The sequence below is a fragment of the Flavobacterium lindanitolerans genome (assembly GCF_002846575.1).
Lineage (GTDB): Bacteria > Bacteroidota > Bacteroidia > Flavobacteriales > Flavobacteriaceae > Flavobacterium > Flavobacterium lindanitolerans.
Genome location: NZ_PJND01000007.1, coordinates 528,576 through 550,222 on the forward strand (window position 1 = coordinate 528,576; position 21,647 = coordinate 550,222).

Below are 21,647 nucleotides of genomic sequence, written 5' to 3' on the forward strand. Positions count from 1 at the left end.
CAAGTCATAAAGACAAAAGTTTAGTAAAAACCCATTTGGCTTTCGACTTTTGTCTTTAAGACATTTGACTAATTTTAGTTATATTTCGCTGATACTTCTTTAGCTACGTTCTCAATAACGTCAGTAATCTTGTCATCAAGTTTTCCAGCTTTCAAAGCATCAAGAGTATCTCTATGTTTGTTGTTCATGAATTCCAGGAAGTCTTTCTCGAATTCTTTTACTTTATCAACAGGAACGTTTCTCAATAAGTTTTTAGAACCCGCATAGATAATAGCAACCTGATCTTCAACAGTGTAAGGATCGTTCAAACCTTGTTTTAGGATTTCAACGTTTCTCTTACCTTTCTCAATTACGTTTAATGTAACGGCATCCAAATCTGAACCGAATTTAGCGAACGCTTCCAATTCACGGAATTGTGCCTGATCAAGTTTCAAGGTACCAGCAACTTTTTTCATCGATTTGATTTGTGCGTTACCTCCAACACGAGATACAGAGATACCTACGTTAATCGCAGGACGAACTCCAGAGTTGAACAAATCAGACTCCAAGAAAATTTGCCCGTCTGTAATCGAAATTACGTTTGTTGGGATATAGGCAGAAACGTCACCCGCTTGTGTTTCAATGATTGGCAAAGCTGTCAATGAACCACCACCTTTTACGATTGGCTTCAATGAATCTGGCAAATCGTTCATGTTTTTAGCGATGTCATCATTATTGATAACCTTACAAGCTCTTTCTAACAATCTTGAGTGAAGGTAGAAAACGTCTCCAGGGTAAGCCTCACGCCCTGGTGGTCTTCTCAAAAGAAGAGAAACCTCACGGTAAGCTACTGCCTGCTTAGACAAATCATCATAAACAATCAATGCCGGACGTCCAGAATCTCTGAAGTACTCACCAATAGCTGCACCTGCGAAAGGAGCATAAACCTGCATCGGAGCAGGATCAGAAGCGTTAGCAGCAACAATGATTGTATAAGCCATTGCGCCTTTTTCTTCTAATGTTTTTGCAATTCCTGCTACAGTCGAAGCTTTTTGTCCGATTGCAACATATATACAGAATACAGGCTGACCTGCATCATAAAATTCTTTTTGGTTCAGGATGGTATCGATACAAACGGTAGATTTACCAGTCTGACGGTCACCAATTACAAGCTCTCTTTGTCCACGTCCAACCGGAATCATCGCATCGATAGCTTTTACACCTGTCTGTAATGGTTCAGTTACAGGCTGACGGAAGATAACTCCAGGAGCTTTTCTTTCCAATGGCATTTCATATAGTGTTCCGCCAATAGGTCCTTTACCATCGATTGGCTGACCTAGAGTGTTTACTACACGTCCTACCATTTCTTCACCTACTTTAAGCGAAGCAATACGTTGTGTTCTTTTTGCTGTAGAACCTTCTTTGATTCCTGTTGATGGTCCTAAAAGAACGACACCCACATTATCTTCTTCCAAGTTCAAAACGATACCTTCCATACCGTTATCAAATTCTACAAGCTCACCGTATTGAACATTTGAAAGCCCGTACACACGAGCAATACCATCTCCAACTTGAAGTACTGTTCCAACTTCTTCCAGCGTAGCACCAGATTCAAAACCTGATAATTGCTTTTTTAATATTGCTGAAATTTCAGCAGGTTTGATTTCCGCCATTTTGTTTTATAATTTATACACTTTTCGTGTGGTAAAACTAATTACTAAACTCTCTTTTTAAAACTTGTAATCTGTTGGCAATTGAAGCATTGTATTGCTTATCGCCTATTCTTAAAATAAATCCTCCAATGATAGATGGATCTACTATATTTTGAATTGTAATTTTCTTGTCTGAAAATTCTTTGATTTTCTCAGAAACTTTTGCTTCCAAAGCTGAATCCATTGGAATGGCTGTAGTTACTTTAGCCACTTCAAGTCCGTTCATTTCATCAAACTGAATTTTGTACTGTGACGCAACATCAGCAAGAATTTCAAATCTTTTGTTTTCGAATAGCAAGTGGAAAAGACTTTTAGTCACTCCGTTTACATTTGCGAAAACTTCTGTCAGGGCAGCTTCTTTAACACCAACTCCAATAGTAGGATTAAGGATGAAGGTATTAAGTTCTTCATTACCTTCTATTGTTGATGCAATTGAAGCCATATCATTATAGACATCCTGCGCTGCTCCATTGGTTAGCGCCGAATCTAAAATTGCTTTTGCGTATCGGATTGCTGCTCTAGTTCCTGACATATTAGTTCAATTTTACGTCACCTAACATTTTCTCAACCAATTTGGTTTGAGCTTCTTTGTTAGACAATTCGTCTTTCAATAATTTTTCAGCAATTTCAAGAGACAATGATGAAACCTGAGATTTCAATTCAGCCATAGCTGCATTCTTCTCCGCTTCGATAGCAGTTTTTGCCTGCTCAATCATTCTTTCTCCCTGAATTTGTGCTTCGTGTTTAGAATCTGCAATCATTTTGTCTCTCATTTCACGAGCTTCTTTCAATAAAGCATCACGCTCCATACGAGCTTCGTGTAAGATACGCTCATTGTCTGCAGTAAGGTTTTGCATTTCCTTACGCGCTGCTTCAGCAGATGCCAATGCGTTGTTGATTGATTCCTCACGTCCTTTTACAGCTCCTAAAATAGGCTTCCAAGCGAATTTTCTTAAAAGAATAAAGAAAACTATGAAGATAATCGTTGTCCAAAAAACTAAACTCTCTGGTGCAGTAGGATTCATAAACTTATATATTTAATTTGTTTGTCTTTTTTAAAAAAACCTCCTGAAACCAACCGTCCCAGGAAGCTTTGTTTACTTTAAATTACTTTGCAATTAATGCAACAACTACTGCGAAAAGAGCAACACCTTCGATAAGTGCAGCTGCGATAATCATAGCAGTTTGAATTTTTGAAGTAGCTTCTGGCTGACGAGCAATAGCATCCATTGCAGATCCACCAATTTTTCCAATACCAATACCTGCACCAATTGCAGCTAATCCAGCACCGATTCCAGCTAATACCATAGTAATAAATTTATATAGTTAATAATTAATAAAACTCAAATTAATGATGGTCGTGCTCTTCAACAGCCTGACCGATAAACAATGCTGACAACAATGTGAAAACATATGCCTGCAATGCAGCAACCAATAATTCCAAAACACTCATGAACAATACGAAAGCACCAGAAACCGGAGACATCGCAGCTGTCTTAAAGATGAATATCAAAGAAACCAAGCTCAAGATGATGATGTGACCTGCTGTAATGTTAGCAAATAAACGAATCATTAAGGCGAAAGGTTTTGTTAGCATACCAATGATTTCAATAGGAACCATAATTGGGTATAATGCTTTTGGAACCGGAGGAAGCAAAATGTGTTTCCAGTAATATTTGTTTCCGCTTAGTGTAGTTACTATAAAAGTAATCAATGCCATTACGAAAGTAAAATATATGTTTCCTGTCAAGTTAGAGCTGAATGGGAAGAATGGAATCAAACCGATAAGGTTGTTAATCCAGATAAAGAAGAATATCGTTAAAAGATATGGCATGTATTTCGCATATTTTTTGTGACCGATATTTGGAATAGCAATGTCGTCTCTCACGAAAGTAACCAGTGGCTCCAGGAAACCTGCCAGTCCTTTAGGCGCCATCTTGTTTTTCTTGTAAGAACGCGCTACAGCAGAGAACAACAAGAAAAGTACGATAGCCGACATTAGCATCGAGAAAACGTTTTTAGTGATTGAGAAATCCAAAGGTCTTGCTTCAAAGTTAAAAGCACCTTTGTCTTCTTCTGTCAGTTTTTCAAATTTATCTGCGTAAAAAATCACTTCATTATAACGAACGAATTCCTGTCCGTTTGCAGACACTACGTGATGTCCTGTATTATCGTGGTGAAATTCTTTTGAAGAAAAAATCGTCAGTCCGTTGTTTGTCCATAAAATAACAGGAAGGCTGAACGAAATTGGATGGCCATTCCAATCTGCAATGTGGAAATCGTGCGAATCTCCAATGTGTGAATTAATCAACTCACTTGCATTAAACTCTTTCTCCTCATGGGCATTTAATTCTTTGTGGCTTCCGTGTACCGGATTTGCCGCTTCCGTTTTAACATAAATACTGTCAACCGTTGTACTGCCGAAGCTTGCTAAGGGAATACACGCTAAAAAAGCAGCCAGAATGAATTGGAGTGGTTTATTTGAAATTACCATTATTAAATTGTGTATCTAATTTTACGTTTCAAAAATTTTTGCAAAGGTACATATTTAATTCATACTTGAAAATATATCAATATAATTTTTAGTTATTTGGCTTTTGAATAATAATTCTTTAATATTCAAAGGAATTAGCGATTGTTTATTAAACGAATTGCAAAAAAAGTTTCAAAAAAAAGGAATAGGAAATATGGGATAAAAAAGGCAGTGACATCGATTATCGGGTCATTTACGTCAGCCTTTATTAATGGGATAAGAAAAACTACAGCCGCCATCATCTTGATAACACTCCCCGCAAGGAATGCAAAACCGGTCTTATCAAAAAAATTTTTGTTTACAAAAAGAAGAAAAAGATAGATTAGCAGGGTTGCTGCGATATGGAAAGTGTAGATGCTCCATACCTGATAAAAAAATGCCATATCCGGAAATAGTTTTTCCGTGATAAAATATTGCGCAATAAAAAGGATTACTGAAAAAGGAATAAAATACTTTAAAAAAGCGAAGAGCCTGTGCATTATTTTTTGTTTAGATTTTTTACCTGCCGGATTACATTATATAGTGCTATAAAAACAGACAAAAGCGACAGAACAATTGTCCAGGTTGAAGAGTTATTTGAATATTTTTCGTCAAGCCACATGCCCAGATAGGTAAAAGCAAAAATGATAATTCCCATCTGGAAGGGAATATTCATCAATGCAGCCCATTTGCTAAGCGATTTTTTCTTCTGGTCGTTGTTTTCCATCACCCGGATTTAAGTTTTTCACATTGGCCTTCATCGTACAGGAAGCACTAAATTCTGCTCCTGGTTCAACGGACAGCTTTCCTACGATAACTTCTCCGTAGATTTTTGCTTTGGCTTTTACGTTCAGGATTTCCATGACTTCAATCTTGCCGTCAAATTTTCCTTCTATGTCGGCATTTCTGCAAATAATATCGCCAATTACTTTTCCTGCCGGGCCAATGACAATTTTTCCTTTTGACTGGAAATTTCCTATGAGCTCACCGTCAAGACGGAAATCGGCCTGGGAAATGATGTCTCCTTTTATTATGGTTCCTTCAACAATCCTGTTGGTTTTTCCTAAAAGGTCTGTGTAGGATTTGGGATTCTTATCAAACATCTTTTACGGTTTTTTGATTGTTAGGTAATCGGCAAGATTTTTCTTTATCTGAACAACTTTATAATTTTCATTTGATATGATTATTGGGTTGTCAGGAATCTTATAGTCTTTGTAATCTTTTAGGATTGAGGCAATGTCTTTTGCATTCTCTTCTGTCTTGATTCCGTGAATTGTAACAAAACTTTCATTTGCGGTATAGACGTCAAAAGACATGGACAGTTTGTCTACTGTCCTTTCCGAAACAAATTTCTTTATTTTATACTGAAGTACTTTTGTGTTTTTCTCATCCGGATTTGGTCCTACCTTATATAGTATTTTCCAGCTTATCGGAATTTCTTTGTCAAAAGCTATGGCTTCCATTTGCGGAATATTAGTTGCCAAAAGACTTTCTGCTTCTTTTCCTTCTTTACTGTTTGGGTAATTTAAAGCTACATAGTTTAATGCACCTTTGTATTCTTCAAGCCCTTTCAGCTTTCCGGTTGTGTTGGCTTTAAGCAATTCTATTTTTGGTATGATATCTTCTCCTGCATACATCTCAATAAGCGCTTCACTTTCTTTCATGACTGCCTGATATTGGCCTGCTTCGTAAAGTTTGAACAATTTGTTATAAGCAGCATCGGGCGTGTCATTGGCTTTTGTCAAATCTGAAGCAGATGTTTCTAAAATAGTGGCATAGCGGGATTCCGGATATTGTGACAGGATTCTCTGTCTCATTGCTTCTGCCTTCTGCTTGTCTGTTACTTCATAAATTTTGAAGAGATTGTACATTGATGGTAAAATCAATCTTTCTTCCGGGTCATTTTGCAATAATTTTTCGAGTCTGCCTGTCGCTAGCTCGTATCTCTTGAATTTGTCCTTATAAATAAGACCCAATTGATAGTATGCAAAGTTTCTTTCTTTAGCAAGACTGTCGATTACTTTCTGGTCTGTAGGCAATTGCTTCAGATAATAATCTACCGTATATCTCACATCAATTTTGTCTTCCTTTTTAGTGTCGCCTTCTTCATTTGAGGCTACGCTGTCATCAGTAACATCATCGCCAAATCCAATCTTGGTTTTTCCTTGAGATAGTCTCCAGTTGTCTTTTAATGCTCTATTGCCCCATGTTTTACGGAATTCATTTTTTCCATAAGCAACGGTACTTGGATTATAGTAATAGAAGTTAGACGACGCAATTGAACTTCCTACTCCCGGAGGTGCCATGTTCATTTCATCTGCCAGGACTGCTGCCTCTCTGCTTTTACTGCCAAATTTTGCTGAACGCTTCATGGCTTCTTCATCATTTCCTTCCGAGTCTTTCATTAAAACAGCTGTTCCCGGTTGTCCATTATTTACCACTAAAGCTTTTTTGGCCTTTTCTTCATCTTCTTTTTTCAATCGAGCGATTACGTCTTCAAAAAAGCTTTTTTTACCATCGTCTGATAAAGAGACAACATGAAGTATGCTGTCATTTGTTTTAGCAATGGCTTCGTATTTGATAACGTCAACCAGATTTTCTCTTTTCTTTTTGATTGCTTTATATTCTCTGGTTCTGTTGTCCATACGAACCATAGTACTGTCATAGTATTGACCTGCAACAGAATATTTGGCATCATTGAAATAAATTTCTGCCAGATTTCTGTAATTGGAAGCAATTTGGTAATTGTCCTGAGAATTGGCCTTTAATGATTTATTGTAATATTTTTTAGCGATATTGTCTTTTTCGAGATTATCATAGAATAGTCCCATCTGGTGGTTGACTATATCCAGATAAGGTCTGTTTTCTCGGTCTTCCAGTAAATCCTTGTATTTTTTTACAAAAGCCAACGTATCACCGGATTTGAAATCAAAATGTTGTGCCTGCTTGGCATGAGCCTGAATGACATAACGGCGAGGTGCTTTTCTTCTCATATCAATTACCGATTGGTAGGCAGCCATGGCACTGTCTGTCTTCTTCTCACTATCGTAAAGCTGCCCCAGTATGAAATGGTATCTTGCTTTTTCCTCGTTTTCTCTGGTATATTCGATAGCCAGTTTTAGTCTTGATATAGCACTGTCTTTTTCTTCAATATTAAGGTAAGCCTGAGCCAGAGTTGCATTCGCATCAGCAAAAATCTGGTCTTTGAATTTTATTTCCTGCAAAAGCTTACGAAGGTTTTTTACCGCCAATGCATCATTTTCCATACGCATATTGGTTTTTTCTCTCCAGATTTTTGCTTCGTAAATCTTATCACTGTTCGGATATTTATATAGGATATAGTTGAAAGCTTCTAAAGCCGGTACAAATCGCTGGTCATAATAACGTGCCTTTCCAAGCAAAAGGTGAGCTTCGTCAATTTGCGGATTTTTTTCTCCACCTTCAATATACATGGAGTGTTTCTGGATGGCTTTATTGGCTTTGGTTTCTGCGCGTTCAAAATTTGGATTCTTTTTATCACCCGGAAGCATCGTTTCCTGGGTTGGCTGCATCCTTTCTACCGGAAGAATTTCCCAAAAATTGTCCTTATATTGTGCTTTCAGTTCATTTATTCCGGCCTGAAGCGCTATATCGCCATTATACAAAATATTGTATTCTGTGCTGAGGGCGTGCATATTTCTGTTCACAAAGTTATTTTTCTTGGTAGAACAAGCTACCAAAAAGGCAAAAAGGCAAAACAGAATGACGTATTTAAGTATGTTGGTTTTCAATGTAAAAGCGTTTTATTCCTTAACTTTTAAAAATCGATTTTAGTATAATGACTGGTAAAAATACGTTTCTTTTTGATATAGGGAAAAAAATAGGTGATTTTTTGCTAATCCGGATAGCTGTGGCTCCTAAAACGACCTGACTTATATGGGTAAAAAAAAGGCTCCGTAAAACGGAGCCTCTATACTAAAACTAGACAGCGAAAAATCGTTCTAGTTCTTCTAATGTTTCAGATGATGTTTGTATGTCTTTTACTATTTCTCCTTTTTGCAGGGCAACAATCCTATTGGAGACCTCAACCGTATGAAGCAGGTCATGGCTTGAAACCAGAACCGTAATTTCAGGATTGTCTGCTAATTCCTTGATTATCTTTTTAAGCCTGAACTGAGTTGTCGGGTCAAGATTTGCAAAAGGTTCATCCAGTATGATAACTTTTGGATTACCGATTAAAGTAGCAATAATCCCTACTTTTTTCTGGTTTCCTTTTGAGAAGTCACGAATGTATTTTTTGCTGTTCAGGATTTCCCCATTAAAAAATTCTTCATATTTCTGCAATAAGGCGTCAACATCAGCTTTATTTTGTCCGCGCAAATCACCAATAAAATAGAAATATTCTTCCGGAGTCAGGTAGCCAATCAGGAAGCTTTCATCTAAAAAAGAAGCCGTTAGTGATTTCCAGCTTTCGCTGTGGTCTACCCTAAAACCGTTATTGACTATTTCTCCGGTTGTAGGCTGTATCAAGTCAAGAAGCAAACTGAAAAAGGTTGTTTTTCCTGCTCCATTATTCCCTACTAATCCAAAACTTTCTCCTTGTTGTATTTCAAGGTGGTCTATTTTTAATACGGTTGTTCCGTTATATGTTTTTGAAAGATTTTTTGCTTGTATCATTTTTCGATTTTTATATCGTTAGACTTTGTTCTTTTGATTATGCTTTTTGCTTGTAGGCTTCCAGCGTTTTGTATTTTTCTGTCTTGTAGACTCTCTCAATCAGGTTAAAAACTTTGTTTTTTAGAGCAAAGCCAAGAATACCTGTCAGGGCAACGAGAGCCAGTCCTGTTGTTGGGTTAATCAGGTAATAACCCAATGCATAGATAATCATAGGTAATAACAGTTTTGGCAAAGAGATAAGCATGGTTTTTACATTAAATGCTTTCTTGTCACCAAAGGCACCTTTGCTGGAACCCAAATCAACCGGTGTTTTTGTATAGGCACCGCCCAACAATACCAAATGAGAGTTGACACCAATATTATAAATAGCTCCAACAACAATAACCAGGTATACTTCGAGTCCAAAATAAAGATAGAAAGAAGCAGCAACCGTTGAAACCGCCGTTGCAATAACAATCAGCCACCATTTTGAACTAAGGTATCCTTTATAAGGAATATTTTGCGTCATCATCAACGGATAATAAGCACTATCCCAACTTGGTACGAATTGACCAAAAGTGAATAAAAAACCACCTGTTACAAAAATTCCGGCAAACATGTGCATCATCGGATTGTCATAGGATTCTATTCCGCTTGCAAAGAAAAGCAGTCCGTAAAAAAGAAACAGGAGACTCATAAAGATTGTAGTCTTGGAACGCTTGTTACGCTTTATCAGGCGTATGTCATTTTTAAGAAACGTACCAATAGTTCCGAACTGGTTAAGCCAGGTATACTGTTCTGTTTTGGCTACGCTATGCTTTGATGAAAGTCCCGTATCCAAATGCAGATTCTTTTTAAAGAAATTAAAGGTAATTGCATACAAAGCAATCAGCAAAAATACCGGTATCAGGAAAATATACCTGGTATCAAATAATCCCTGATAGAAAACAGAAGTATAATTAGTTACATCAAACAAGTCATAGTACTGCATGGTTCCTAAAACCAGTACAAGTCCGATAAAGATTAAAAAAAGATAATCTTTATTGTTGAGCAATATATTAAGGAAGTTGTTGACATATACCAAAGCCATCAATCCAATGTGCCAAAGAATAACGCTCACAATGTCATATCCTTCCATAATCAGTACGATTGAAAAAGGCACGAAGAAAAAGCAGTGTACGAAATTAAAAAACGACAGTACCGTTTTGCCTAAAGCAAAATTTACGATGGTTGATTTCTTAATAGGCAGAGTGAGCAACGGCCGAATATTCATGACTGGAATTTTCTGCAGAAAAAGTCTCATTATTAAATCAAAAAGAAAATAATAAATCAAAAATTGATTGACGGTCACCAAAGGGTCAAGGTGCAACTCTTCTTTGATAAGATAAAACGCGCCAATTCCCATAAAAAGGAAAATCAGCGTGAAATAAATAGCCCCAAAAATCATTAATATTTTTAAGGCGAGATTGGTTCTGAATGAAGCGGAACGGAAAAAAGCCTTCCATTCCAGCATGAGAAATTTTTTAAACATAGTTTATGGTTGGGTTTTGAGAATTAGTAGTACAATCAATACAAACGTTACAGCTTATTTTGACATTTCATACTCCGGATAGACACTTCCCATTTCCTGTACGATTTTTGGGTACACGATTTTCCAGTGTACATATTGTAATAAGGCAAACAATACCAGTAGTATAGCACCAAAAATGGCTATTCCCCTATGCCATCCATCTTCACCAATTGTTACTGATAAATTAATCAGTTGCATAGGCAAAAGCGTAATCGGATAGACATCAAAAGCATCAACCATTTGCTCAAAAAACCATTTTTTTCCTGTTTCCTTTTCTTTCAGCTTTTGAGCCTTGTGAATTTTACGGCTTTCTACGGTGAATACGATACCGATAACGGCTAAAATACTGAGGTAAAGGTATTGGGAGTCCTGTAGTTTTTCTGAAAGGAAATATAAAAAATACATCGATGAAACGGTCAGGATGATTTTAGGCAGCCTGAAAAATTCTTTATAGTGTTTCCAGATTATCCTGCTGTATTTTTTTGATAAAAACCGGCGGCGTTCATCCACAACATCCATAAATCCAAAAATTCCGAATTTTTTGAATTCCAGTTCCAGAGCTTCTTCAAAGGTTAGTTTTGGATTTTCTTTCCACCTGTCCTCAATGGAGTTTGCCAAATGGTCTACCAGTTCAGATTGCAGGTCATACCATTCTACAAAATGCCGGCGGGTGAATAGATAGAGTTGATTTATTTGCTGTTCGTTTAATTTCATAGAAACAGGGATTTATACTTCTTTCTTATTGTAATATGCTTCGTTTGGGAGGCGATTAAGAATACTTCATTCTTTTTAATTCCTGAAAATGTGCTTTGTAGAAGATAAAGCTATAAACAGACAAAAGAAAATATAGTGACAAGATAAAAATCATGAAATAGCTGAAAAATGGTGAAAAATTATTTCTTTCAAAACCACTGTTCATAAAATAGAGTTGCTGGAAAGTCACTAATACGCTGGCCATAAATTGCTGCTTATATAAAAAGCCATACGATGTTTTTCTTTTTGATAATCGGATTTTGACATATCCTATAGCCGACAGTAAAAAAGCAACACTATACAAAATTGTCGCAATGCTAAAGAAATTGGCCAGGTGATTTCTCAAAAAAGAAGAAAATAACAGGAATCCGGAAGTTAAGACCATAGCCCCCGTAAATACCAAAAGCAATTTCTTTCTATATATCTTGATGCATTTATTGAGCAAAATCTCTGGCATTTCCCAAAAATAACCAAACAACACACTGGATGATTTCTTGAATTTGGACTGCCATTTTTTTAATACTTCCGGGAAAGCTTCTTCAAAAGTTATAGTATGGATTATCATTTTTTCTTCTACTTCCGTAGCAATATGATCCAGGATTTCATATTTATAATCAACATAAACCACACCTAGTTTTTCTAAAACCGTTTCAATTATATGTATCTGATTTTTATCCAGTTTCATTTTAATAACTCAGTTTAGGATTGACAATGCTTTGCATGTTTTTTATAAATTCTTCCAATTCGGCCAGACGGTTTACGGTTTCGGTCTGTCCGTTTTCTGTCAGCTTATAATATTTCCGGAGACGATTGTCAACCTTTTCAATTTCAACATCCAACAGGCCTTCAGCTTCGAGTTTATGCAATGCCGGATAAAGCGCGCCTTCTGTGATGTTCAGTTCGCCTTTGGTTATTTCTTTCACTTTCTGTGTGATTTCATAACCATACATACGTCCGTTTTCACCTAATAACTTCATTATTATGGTAGTAAGACTTCCTTTATACAATTGGGAGTTTTTCATTTTTCAAAATTAGTTCTCAAATATACATAAATTTCTTATGCATAAAATAGTTAGGTATTATTTTTTAAGCTTTTCTTATTTAAAAAAGCTTAGGGAATGCTTATTTTTGCATAAAATATACAGAATGTCTACATTTTATAAACTAACGATAAAAGAAGTCAGAAGAGAAACAAAAGATGCTGTTTCTGTACTTTTCAATGTTCCTTCAGAACTGAAGCCCAACTATAATTTCATAGCTGGCCAATATATAAACCTGAAGCTGACATTAGATGGAAATGAAATCCGCCGCGCCTATTCTATCTGTTCATCTCCAGACAGTGGCGAACTACGCATTGCAATTAAGGCCGTTTCCAATGGTGCATTTTCCCAGTTTTCAAACAAACAGCTAAAAGCAGGAGATACGATTGAAGTAGGTTCTCCGGAGGGAAAATTTATTTTTGAACCGGATGCCAACAGGATTAAAAATTATGCTGCCTTTGTTGCCGGAAGTGGTATAACTCCAGTAATGTCTATTTTAAAAAGTGTTTTAGAAAAAGAACCACAAAGCACTTTTGTATTGGTTTATGGAAATAAATCTCCTGAAGAAACCATTTTTCACGAAGAGTTGCATAACCTTCAGCTTCAATACACCGGAAGATTCTTTGTGTACTATGTATTCAGTCAGGCCAAAGCAGAAAATGCATTGTTTGGCAGGATTGAGAAATCTGCCGTAAATTTTATACTGAAAAACAAACATGCTTCCGTTGAGTTCGACAAATTTTATTTGTGTGGTCCAGAAGAGATGATTAATACTGTAAACAATGTCCTGAAAGAAAACAATATCAAAGAAAAGGACATCAGATTTGAATTGTTTTCAGCTTCTACTAAAGAAAATAAAATTTCTGAATCATTAGAAGGCCATACCAAGGTTACAGTTTTAGTTGATGATGAAGAGACTACTTTTGATATGTCACAAAAGATAACACTGCTTGATGCTGCACTAAAACAAGGAATCGACGCTCCGTATTCCTGTCAGGGAGGTATTTGCAGCAGCTGTATTGCAAGAATTGTTTCCGGAAGTGCAGAAATGAAAAAGAATTCAATCCTGACCGACAGAGAAATTGCGGAAGGATTAACATTAACCTGCCAGGCACATCCAACTTCTGCAGAAATTTATATTGATTTTGACGATGTTTGATCATCACATATAAAATAACCAAGAGGCTCCGGCCTCTTTTTTATTTCCGCTATTTCCTGGATTTCCAAATATAACCGTCCAAAATATAATGCGTGAACTGTGGAACGGTTAGCAACGGAACTAAAAGAATCTGCCACTTTACAAGTGAATCTACACTTTGATTAAAACTAAAATGCTCATTCCACACCAGAATTTCCCAGAGATATTCTTCAGTAAAAGCAAACAAAAGAAGCATGCCGATATAAAACAAAATCCCTAAAAAACTGGAAAGTTTTGGTATCTGAAAAGAGTGGTGGTTGTTTCTTTGGTTGAAATAAATCAATGCCATATAAGGAATCCCGTGAGAAACTACATTGAGCAATGTGAATACCAAATCGTTGTTGAAATATACAATCCCAAAGTACCAGGACAAGATTGTTCCTATAATAATAGCATTTTTAGGTATATTGAAATATTTTGTTTTTATAAAAAAGTACACTGTCCTTACAGCATAAAAACCCACGATGAGGAAATAGCACCATGTGAAAAACTGGAGCAACAACGGATTTTGGTAAGAGAAAAATTCATCTTCAACAAACCAGGTAAACTTTCTGGAAGGATTCATAAACCAAAAAATCATAGGATAGCCTGTTGCCGTATAGATGAACAGGTTGTCTAAAAACACCGTCCATTTCGTCTTGATTTCATTGCGTGAATAAAGTCGCATGAATCCGTATTGCTGTCGGATAAAATGAAATACGGCTACATAAGCCAAAACCGACCAAAAAGTTTTTGCTCCAAAAAGGAATAACAGAAATCCAACCAAAAAACAGAATAAAGGAAGAACAAGCAAAAGCTTTTTCCGTTTTACAAATTCTTCTTTTACAAAATACGTTTTAAATAAGGTGGCATAAACATGGGCTACATCAATAAATACGATTAGAAGCAACCATGTAAAAAAAGAATATTTTTCCTCGGCTTCCTTTAAAAAGTCCTGACAGAAAAATACAATCCCCAACACAAAAAATTGCGGAAAAAGAATAAAAGGAATGTCGGTTTTGGGCTTATTTATCCAAGGCTGTTTCATTGAGCATCTTATTTACGGCATCAATCCCTTGATGGAAAGCTTCTTCAAAAATTGAGATTCCGGATAAATCACTATGAGCAAAAAAGATTTTATCTTCGATTGTGCGTGAAGCTTCGGCCCTGAAATTTCCAAATAAAAAACCTGGAACCGGACTAATCATTCCATGCCCTATTCGTTGGATATCAATTTCTTCTATACTATTTTCTATGTCTAGATGTGGTATTTTCAAATCACTTATAATCAATTCCTTCCAGTAACTTTCTGGTTTTGTCAGCAGTTCCTTTCTTGATTTCTTTAAATCGGCTGTTGAAAAACTATAATAATAAGTAATTACCTTTTTTTCCTGAATCTGTCCTAGTGATTCATGCTGATTGAAAATATACCCCAACCCTTTGGCTCCATAAATAACATTGTCCCAGCATAAAGGATAGCTGTTATTATCATCAAGGTCTTTAACTGTTAGGGTAGCCAGTAACCACGGAGCATAATGGAATTCTTTTGTAACGGTTTGCCTGCTAGCTAGCAGATAGCCATTGATAAATTGTGGCGTTGCAAAAATTACTTTTGAGGCAACAATTGCAACAGTTTCTTTTTTCAGGTCATCATAGGCATTGACAATTACATTTTCTCCTTTAATCCCTGCCTCATACACCAGATGGTTTGTAATAATCTTATCTTTCGAATATTCTTTGAGATGATTCATTAATCTGGCATTTCCTTCAGGCCATGTCAGAACGTTTTCCGTTTTTTCTTTTGTCGCATTGTGTTTTCGGGCAGCAAAATAGTGTATTCCGGCCCAAGCCGAGACAAATTCGATACCCAAGCCAAAATCATCACGACAGCAATAATTTACATATTGATACAGTTCTTCCGAAAGAAATTTATTTTGTACCAGCCATTCTTTCATAGAGATTTTATCCAAAAAATCATGATGTCCATCTTTTGATATATTGGCGAGAGGAATATCAAAAATAAATCTTCCGTCTTCTCCTTTCTTATTTCGAAAATCCGACATGATTTCAAAAAACCTGTTAAACTCTTCTTCCGATGTTTTTGAAATCCCAAATTTTGGGACCAGACTTTCCTGCCAGGTATTTTTAATAAACAATCTTTCCTGCGGCATGAACGTAAGTTGTTCTTCATCAAAAACCGGGAAACCATCTTCGTGACCAACGATAATTTTTGATTCTTCTAAAAATCGCACCAATTCTTTGTCATGAATATTGGGCAAGGGTAAATAATGGGCTCCTAAAGGATATTTAGAATATTTATTTTCCCTGTTTCGTGAATTTCCACCGGCTTCAGTTTCTAATTCCAAAATCAGAAAATCTTCAATTCCTTTTTTCTTCAGTTGTCTGCCTGCAGAAAGTCCTGCAATTCCACCACCAATAATTAAATACGGAATTTCGATTGTCTTAGAAATTTTCGGAAAGTTTTTGGTTCGAAGCCTATGTCCTAAAATATGATTTGTTCCAGAAAGCCGGATGGCAAAATTGATTGCTTTTTCTTTGCAGGCTATCAAAAAAGAAGGAACAGATACCAGAATGATTCCTGCCGAAACGGATTTCAGAAATGACCGCCTGGATTTTGGATTATAGTTTTCCCCATTCTTCATCAAAATATCTCACTAAAATTTGATTGTCTAGTCTATTAATCTCTAAATTTTTTGCCTTCATGTCTTTCGGAAAAAAATTCAGTTTTTTATATTGGTAATCATAATATTTAAGCCCGCTGACTTTTCGGTTTACTTTGCTAAAGTCTGCCGTATTGTTATTCGAAGCAATGGTATAGCCCCATTCTCCAAAAGAAGGCACATAAACGTGATAGGCGTCTGCATTCGGAAAAACTTCATTTACGGTATTATTAATACACCAAAAGGACTTGGGAGCAAAATATGGTGATGTGGTTTGGATTACAATTGCAGCTTCAGGAGCTACAATCTTCTTTAATGATTTATAAAAATTCAAAGAATACAGCTTTCCTAAGCTATAATTTGACGGGTCCGGAAAATCAATAATAATTACATCAAATTTATTATTTTCTTCTTTGACCCATAGAAAAGCATCTTTATTGACCACCTCTACTTTGGGATTAGTCAATGAATTGTGATTGAATTTTGTTAAGATCGTGTTGGAAGCAAAAAGCTTCGTCATTCCTTCATCTAAATCGACCAACGTAATCTTTTTGACTTCCTTATATTTTAGAATTTCTCTGACAGCAAGCCCGTCGCCGCCGCCTAAGACCAAAACATTTTCAATATTTTTTGCATTGGCCATGACAGGATGAACAAGGGCTTCATGATACCGGTATTCATCTGCTGAACTAAACTGCAAATTGTTGTTCAGGTATAATTTATAATCGTTTTTGGTATGGGTCAGTACAATTCTCTGATATGGGGTTGCTTTCGTAAAAATAATATTTTCACCATAGAGCTTTTGTTCGGAATATGACAAAATCTGGTCTGAAAAAAAGAAAGTCAAAAGCAGAATTATAAATGCAGAAATGGCTTTAAGCTTTAGCAATAAAGAATGCTTCAAGTCTTTTGATAAAAGAAAACACAAGATTATTGCTACCGAAACATTAATCATCCCAAAGAAAAGCGAGGTTTTCATGACTCCTAATTTTGGCACCAGAACCAATGGAAATAAAACAGAGGCCAACAATGCTCCGATATAATCGAATGTAAAAACATTTGAAACCAGATCACTGAATTTTACTTTTTCTTTGAGGATGTTCATCAAAAGCGGAATTTCCAAACCTACGAGACATCCGGTAACAAAAACCAGCAGATAGAGTATGAACTGGAAATAATCTACTTTTTCAAAAAGGATAAACAAAATAACAGAGCTCAATCCGCCAATAACACCAACCAGAATCTCTATTTCTACAAAGGTATTGAGTTGGTTTTTTTTGACAAATTTTGCAAAATAAGAGCCCACTCCCATAGAAAACAGGTAGACTCCAATTATAAATGAAAACTGCTTTACGGAATCACCAAGAAGATAGCTTGCCAGAGTTCCGGCAACCAATTCATAAATTAATCCGCATGTCGCAATAATAAAAACGGCGAAAAGTAGCAGGTATTCAAACTTTAAAAAGTTTTTAGCCATGAATTGCAGCGCTAATAATGATTGAGATTCCAATAATGAAAGCCCCGAATACAATAGCTAAAGCTACATTTTTGTTATTGACAATTTCTTTCCATGTGTTTTCAGGGGTCATCTTTTCAAGTATCAGATAGCCAATAATCAAAACAAATATTCCTACTCCTGAAAAAATGAGCGAATTGATAATTCCTTTTACTAATATATGTTCCATATTTTTTGTTTTATTTATGGTAAAAACGGGAGACTCCAACGTGTCTGCTGTTATTATTTGAACTGTATTTTTCTGTTGATACACAATCGCAAATCCGGTTTCCGGAAAAAGTAAAAAATAAAAAAAGTCCATAAACGAAAAGCCCCATCAGGACAGGCCATTTATTATCTTTAATAAAAACTTTTATTGTATTAATATCCATATTCTCCTAATTAAATGGTGAGAAATCACTACTACTCCATCGGGTGGTTTCAAAGCTTTTATTTGCAAAATAAATAATACCCAAAGCAATTCCCATAACCAATATCGAAATGAAGAAATTCCACATGGACGGACTTTTCCAAACTGCCTTGACTGTTATACGGTCATTTAATGTATCGTCTGGTTGCTTTTGAGGTGTAATAACCAAATGGTATTTTCCTTGTCCTACACCACAAATATTAAATTCTTCACTTCTGTCTCCTTCGCTCCAATTTTCGCCATCAGTATATCCATGATAATACTCAATATCCTGACTGGCAGATTCTTCCTCATTTGTATTTTCATTAACTAATGTGACTTGTGCATTAGCCCAGGAGTTGTCTACCTCTGAATGTATTAACACAGTCAGCGGAGCGGAAGCCCCTTCTAAAATAAATGACTCCGAAACAAAGTCCTTATTATTATATTCTGTAAATGAAAAAGTTTTTGAAAACACTGCGGTTTCGCCCCTACTATTGTTCATGAACAGCTGTGTTAGTAAAATAAGAATGGCCGTACAGCAAAAAATAATCGCCACATTATAAAAATTAAAAAGGAAAGGCTGTACAGAACCTACACCAAATTTACCGGGTAGCTCCGGATTACCAAATGTTTTTTTTATTTCTCTTTTACTAAAATGCCTTCCAAAATAAGCCTTTTGTTCTTTTTCTAATTTTTCAATCGAAACGATATAGGGTGGCTTTATATATTCTATGATTTGTATTTCCGTTTGGGGTATTTCTTCATCAAAGAATCCGTATGCCGTCTCAACTCTACAATGCGTATTTTCATATAAATCGTAGGAAACCTCATTATAGGTAAGCCTTTTATATTTTCTGGAAACATTGAATTTATCGGGAATTTCTTCAAGCAAGATCCAGTGTCCTTCTGATTCTGACAGATATAAATAATGGTCGTCTTTTGATTTTAGCGTGTATTCCCTCCAATAATGAATGGCATGGAATTTTTTGACGAACATACTGACGATTTCATATTCTTTTCCATTAATAATGCCTTTTATTCCTATATCCAGTATTGGATTCAACGGCTTGTGTTCAAATTCTTTAAAAAGACTTAATTCCTCTTTGATTTCAAACAAGCTTCTGCAATAAGGACAGCCAAAGTATCTGGCTTCGAAATTGCTTTCGATTGATGTAGTCGTACCGCATTTTTTACAAGCTATATGCATTACCTATCTATTTCAACTTGTTTTAAAACTTCAGCTCCAAAAAAGGAAATGTATTCCTGTGCTAATTGCCTAACCTTTTCCGTATTGTCTTGTGAATAATTACACAGATAGATATCCAATGCCAAATTCTTATTTTCTGGCCAGGTGTGGATACAGATATGAGATTCCATGAGGCAAAAAGCAACCGTATAACTTTTATTATCAAAAACATGTGAAGCTATTCCGACTTTTTCCAGATTATATTTTTCAAGTAATCCTTCTGTAAAATCTATAAATTGTTCTATTTGAACAAGTTTTTTATGGTCTTCGACATGAAGCGTAAGTAATTGATGTAATCCGAGAGGATTTGCCTGAATAGCCATAAAAACAAATAGATTGTTACAAAAAGCCAAAATAGCAATATTTTCTATATGAAAGAAAAAACTACTAATTTTTTCATAAAATACATGTTGTCATCTGATTATCAAAATCCTTTTTTAATTACATTTGATTAAAAATCAAACCCTTGAAAATGAAAAAAGTCATTTATCTTCTTCTTTTATCTGCTAGTTTTTTTTCTTGTAAACAAAACAAAGGACGGGAAGCTTATTCAGAAGAGGCTGCCGCAGAAACTGTTTCATCCCAAGATGCATCAATGGTTTCGTCTTCCGCTGCCGTTGTAGATAAAAATTCAACCCGGAAATTCATCCGCACGGCTGATTTGAGATTCAAGGTCAAAAATGTCGCAAAATCAACTTATGCCATTGAAAATACGGTTGCTAAATTTGGTGGTTTTGTAAGCTCTACTGAACTGAGAAGCAATATTATCAATACCTCAACAGCAAAGAAAAGTAACGACTCCTTAGTTGAAACTACCCGTTTTGTTGTGGAAAACAATATGATTATTCGCGTTCCTAATACACTTTTGGATACTACTTTAAAAACAATCGCACGTCAAATCGACTATCTGGACTACCGGATTATAAAAGCTGATGATGTTTCTTTAAAATTATTGTCAAACGACCTTTCCCAAAAAAGAAATCAGGACAATCAAAAACGTGTTGAAGATGCCATAGCAAATCGCGGCAAAAAATTAGGTGAAACACTAGATGCCGAAGATAGGTTACATGAAAGTCAAACACAATCTGACGAGGCCAAACTGTCTAATCTTTCGCTAAAAGACCAGGTAAATTTCAGTACGTTAAGCCTGTCTCTTTATCAAAGAGAGGAATTCAAAAAAGAAGTCATTGCGAATCCGGATAGTGAAGAATACAGAACCAGCATTGGTGTCAGGATTATGGATGGCCTGAAAACAGGGTGGCATATTTTGGAAGAAATTATTATTTTCTTCGTCAATATCTGGACCATTATCGTTCTCGGAATTATTATCTGGATTTTAATACGAAGAAGGAAGAAAAAGACAAATCCTTAATTACGAAATCTTATCCTCTCAATTTGTCACTAATGGTAGTAATAACTTTTTCTACCGGAATGCTTCGCATGGCATCTTCATAGCCTTCTACTTTTTTATTGCCGTAAACAGAAGTAGGCAATAACGGATATTTTTCTCTATCGGAAGTGAGCGCAGAGCTTAGTTCCTGATTAAAAGGTGAAAATCCGGCATAAGGATGTGTGGCTCCCCAAAGCGTAATTACTTTTATACCTAACATTGCGGCTATATGCGAATTGCCTGAATCCATTGAAAGCATTAGGTCGAGATTGGAAATTAGCTTTATTTCTTCTTCGAATTTTAACCTGCCTGCAACCGTAATTACGTTTTCTTTTCCTTTAGCCAACTCGTTCAGTATTTCTGTTTCCTTATTTCCTCCTCCAAATAAAAACACTACATATTCCTGATTTTCAGAAAGCTTATCAATAACTTCCTGAATCATATCCTGAGGATAAACTTTGGATTCATATTGCGCAAAAGGTGCTACTCCAATCCATTTTTTATTTTTTATTCCGGTAACATTTAAAATCTCCTGGGAAAGATTTGCTTTTTCAGGAAACACAGGATTTTCAAGATTGATTTCAAAACCCAGTTTTCTAAAAACTTCCTTATGTCTTTCAGTCATTGGCTTTAACGGTTTAAAAACCTTATTTTCCGCCCGGGTCAAAGCTTTTTTTCCAGCCCTGTCCTTGTCTACAAAGGCTGTTTTTTTTCCGGCCAATGCAAAAAGCGTACGCACTATTTTGGAACGCAGCACATTATGCAGGTCGGCTACTGCATCAATACCCAATTTCTTCAAATCTTTATACAGACGCACCAGCCCTAAAAAGCCTTTATGTCTTTCTTTCAGGTCGATAGCGAAAAAGTCAAGGCTGGGAATTCCGTCAAAAAAAGGCTTGAAAAAAGGACGGGATACTACCGTTAGCCTTACATCCGGATATTGTTCAGCAAAGGCTCTCAATACAGGAACGGTCATGGCAACATCGCCCATCGCAGAAAGCCTAAAGACTAAAATGTGTTTGATTTTTGACATTGGTTATAAAAT

The 21,647-nt window shown here is 35.9% G+C and carries 23 protein-coding genes; 2 read left to right on the forward strand and 21 right to left on the reverse strand.

The features are described from left to right. Positions 1-74: 74 nt before the first annotated feature. The 14 genes from atpA to B0G92_RS02375 all read right to left on the reverse strand — a co-directional run bounded on the left by atpA (position 75) and on the right by B0G92_RS02375 (position 12,183). The gene (gene atpA, locus B0G92_RS02310) at positions 75-1,652 is read right to left on the reverse strand and encodes a F0F1 ATP synthase subunit alpha (protein ID WP_056067208.1); all 1,578 of its coding nucleotides are present in this window, start codon (positions 1,650-1,652) and stop codon (positions 75-77) included. Between the two features lie 37 nt (positions 1,653-1,689). After that, positions 1,690-2,223 (reverse strand): ATP synthase F1 subunit delta, encoded by a 534-nt coding sequence (atpH, locus tag B0G92_RS02315; RefSeq protein ID WP_056067205.1) that lies wholly within the window; start codon positions 2,221-2,223, stop codon positions 1,690-1,692. A 1-nt stretch (position 2,224) separates the two neighbouring features. Then, on the reverse strand, positions 2,225-2,716 hold the full coding sequence (locus B0G92_RS02320; protein WP_101470959.1) for a F0F1 ATP synthase subunit B: 492 nt from the start codon (positions 2,714-2,716) through the stop codon (positions 2,225-2,227). Positions 2,717-2,798: 82 nt separating this feature from the next. Beyond that, positions 2,799-2,999 carry an ATP synthase F0 subunit C gene (atpE, locus tag B0G92_RS02325; RefSeq protein WP_044401428.1) on the reverse strand — a complete coding sequence of 67 codons (201 nt, stop codon included), beginning with the start codon at positions 2,997-2,999 and terminating at the stop codon, positions 2,799-2,801. A 40-nt stretch (positions 3,000-3,039) separates the two neighbouring features. Continuing rightward, entirely contained in the window at positions 3,040-4,188 is a 1,149-nt protein-coding gene (atpB, locus tag B0G92_RS02330) for a F0F1 ATP synthase subunit A (RefSeq protein WP_483866632.1), read from the reverse strand. Between the two features lie 131 nt (positions 4,189-4,319). Next, positions 4,320-4,703 (reverse strand): hypothetical protein, encoded by a 384-nt coding sequence (locus B0G92_RS02335; protein ID WP_056067202.1) that lies wholly within the window; start codon positions 4,701-4,703, stop codon positions 4,320-4,322. After that, complete coding sequence (locus tag B0G92_RS02340; RefSeq protein WP_056067199.1) at positions 4,703-4,930, reverse strand: AtpZ/AtpI family protein; 228 nt, start codon at positions 4,928-4,930, stop codon at positions 4,703-4,705. The genes B0G92_RS02335 and B0G92_RS02340 overlap by 1 nt, the downstream gene beginning before the upstream one ends. Further along, positions 4,896-5,306 carry a bactofilin family protein gene (locus tag B0G92_RS02345; RefSeq protein ID WP_056067197.1) on the reverse strand — a complete coding sequence of 137 codons (411 nt, stop codon included), beginning with the start codon at positions 5,304-5,306 and terminating at the stop codon, positions 4,896-4,898. The genes B0G92_RS02340 and B0G92_RS02345 overlap by 35 nt, the downstream gene beginning before the upstream one ends. A 3-nt stretch (positions 5,307-5,309) precedes the next feature. Next, the gene (porW, locus tag B0G92_RS02350; RefSeq protein WP_101470962.1) at positions 5,310-7,973 is read right to left on the reverse strand and encodes a type IX secretion system periplasmic lipoprotein PorW/SprE; all 2,664 of its coding nucleotides are present in this window, start codon (positions 7,971-7,973) and stop codon (positions 5,310-5,312) included. Positions 7,974-8,163: 190 nt separating this feature from the next. Continuing rightward, a complete protein-coding gene (locus tag B0G92_RS02355) occupies positions 8,164-8,859 on the reverse strand; it encodes an ABC transporter ATP-binding protein (RefSeq protein ID WP_101470963.1) in 696 nt (231 codons plus the stop codon). 37 nt (positions 8,860-8,896) lie between these two features. After that, positions 8,897-10,369 (reverse strand): DUF5687 family protein, encoded by a 1,473-nt coding sequence (locus tag B0G92_RS02360; protein ID WP_056067191.1) that lies wholly within the window; start codon positions 10,367-10,369, stop codon positions 8,897-8,899. A gap of 54 nt (positions 10,370-10,423) precedes the next feature. Beyond that, on the reverse strand, positions 10,424-11,122 hold the full coding sequence (locus B0G92_RS02365) for a hypothetical protein (RefSeq protein ID WP_101470964.1): 699 nt from the start codon (positions 11,120-11,122) through the stop codon (positions 10,424-10,426). Between the two features lie 55 nt (positions 11,123-11,177). Further along, the gene (locus tag B0G92_RS02370) at positions 11,178-11,846 is read right to left on the reverse strand and encodes a hypothetical protein (protein WP_101470965.1); all 669 of its coding nucleotides are present in this window, start codon (positions 11,844-11,846) and stop codon (positions 11,178-11,180) included. A 1-nt stretch (position 11,847) separates the two neighbouring features. Next, the gene (locus B0G92_RS02375) at positions 11,848-12,183 is read right to left on the reverse strand and encodes a PadR family transcriptional regulator (RefSeq protein WP_056067185.1); all 336 of its coding nucleotides are present in this window, start codon (positions 12,181-12,183) and stop codon (positions 11,848-11,850) included. 124 nt (positions 12,184-12,307) lie between these two features. On the opposite strand from B0G92_RS02375, the gene B0G92_RS02380 reads away from it, so the two are divergent. Beyond that, positions 12,308-13,360 (forward strand): ferredoxin--NADP reductase, encoded by a 1,053-nt coding sequence (locus B0G92_RS02380; protein WP_101470966.1) that lies wholly within the window; start codon positions 12,308-12,310, stop codon positions 13,358-13,360. 49 nt (positions 13,361-13,409) lie between these two features. Here B0G92_RS02380 and B0G92_RS02385 read toward each other — a convergent pair whose 3' ends face one another. The 6 genes from B0G92_RS02385 to B0G92_RS02415 form a co-directional block, all read right to left on the reverse strand. Then, positions 13,410-14,426, reverse strand: coding sequence for a hypothetical protein (locus B0G92_RS02385; protein WP_101470967.1), 1,017 nt, complete (start codon positions 14,424-14,426; stop codon positions 13,410-13,412). After that, positions 14,404-16,041, reverse strand: coding sequence for a flavin monoamine oxidase family protein (locus tag B0G92_RS02390; protein WP_101470968.1), 1,638 nt, complete (start codon positions 16,039-16,041; stop codon positions 14,404-14,406). The genes B0G92_RS02385 and B0G92_RS02390 overlap by 23 nt, the downstream gene beginning before the upstream one ends. Continuing rightward, on the reverse strand, positions 16,019-17,536 hold the full coding sequence (locus tag B0G92_RS02395) for a polyamine aminopropyltransferase (protein ID WP_101470969.1): 1,518 nt from the start codon (positions 17,534-17,536) through the stop codon (positions 16,019-16,021). Before B0G92_RS02395 ends, B0G92_RS02390 begins: the two co-directional genes overlap by 23 nt. Then, positions 17,529-17,744, reverse strand: a complete 216-nt coding sequence (locus tag B0G92_RS02400) for a DUF350 domain-containing protein (protein ID WP_056067403.1) — start codon at positions 17,742-17,744, stop codon at positions 17,529-17,531. The genes B0G92_RS02395 and B0G92_RS02400 overlap by 8 nt, the downstream gene beginning before the upstream one ends. Before the next feature lie 208 nt (positions 17,745-17,952). Continuing rightward, positions 17,953-19,173 (reverse strand): DUF4178 domain-containing protein, encoded by a 1,221-nt coding sequence (locus B0G92_RS02410; protein ID WP_101470970.1) that lies wholly within the window; start codon positions 19,171-19,173, stop codon positions 17,953-17,955. Then, positions 19,173-19,535, reverse strand: a complete 363-nt coding sequence (locus B0G92_RS02415) for an S-adenosylmethionine decarboxylase family protein (RefSeq protein ID WP_101470971.1) — start codon at positions 19,533-19,535, stop codon at positions 19,173-19,175. Before B0G92_RS02415 ends, B0G92_RS02410 begins: the two co-directional genes overlap by 1 nt. Positions 19,536-19,684: 149 nt before the next feature. On the opposite strand from B0G92_RS02415, the gene B0G92_RS02420 reads away from it, so the two are divergent. Beyond that, on the forward strand, positions 19,685-20,584 hold the full coding sequence (locus B0G92_RS02420; protein ID WP_101470972.1) for a DUF4349 domain-containing protein: 900 nt from the start codon (positions 19,685-19,687) through the stop codon (positions 20,582-20,584). Positions 20,585-20,594: 10 nt separating this feature from the next. Here B0G92_RS02420 and B0G92_RS02425 read toward each other — a convergent pair whose 3' ends face one another. Next, positions 20,595-21,635, reverse strand: a complete 1,041-nt coding sequence (locus B0G92_RS02425; protein WP_101470973.1) for a glycosyltransferase family 9 protein — start codon at positions 21,633-21,635, stop codon at positions 20,595-20,597. Positions 21,636-21,647: the final 12 nt, after the last annotated feature.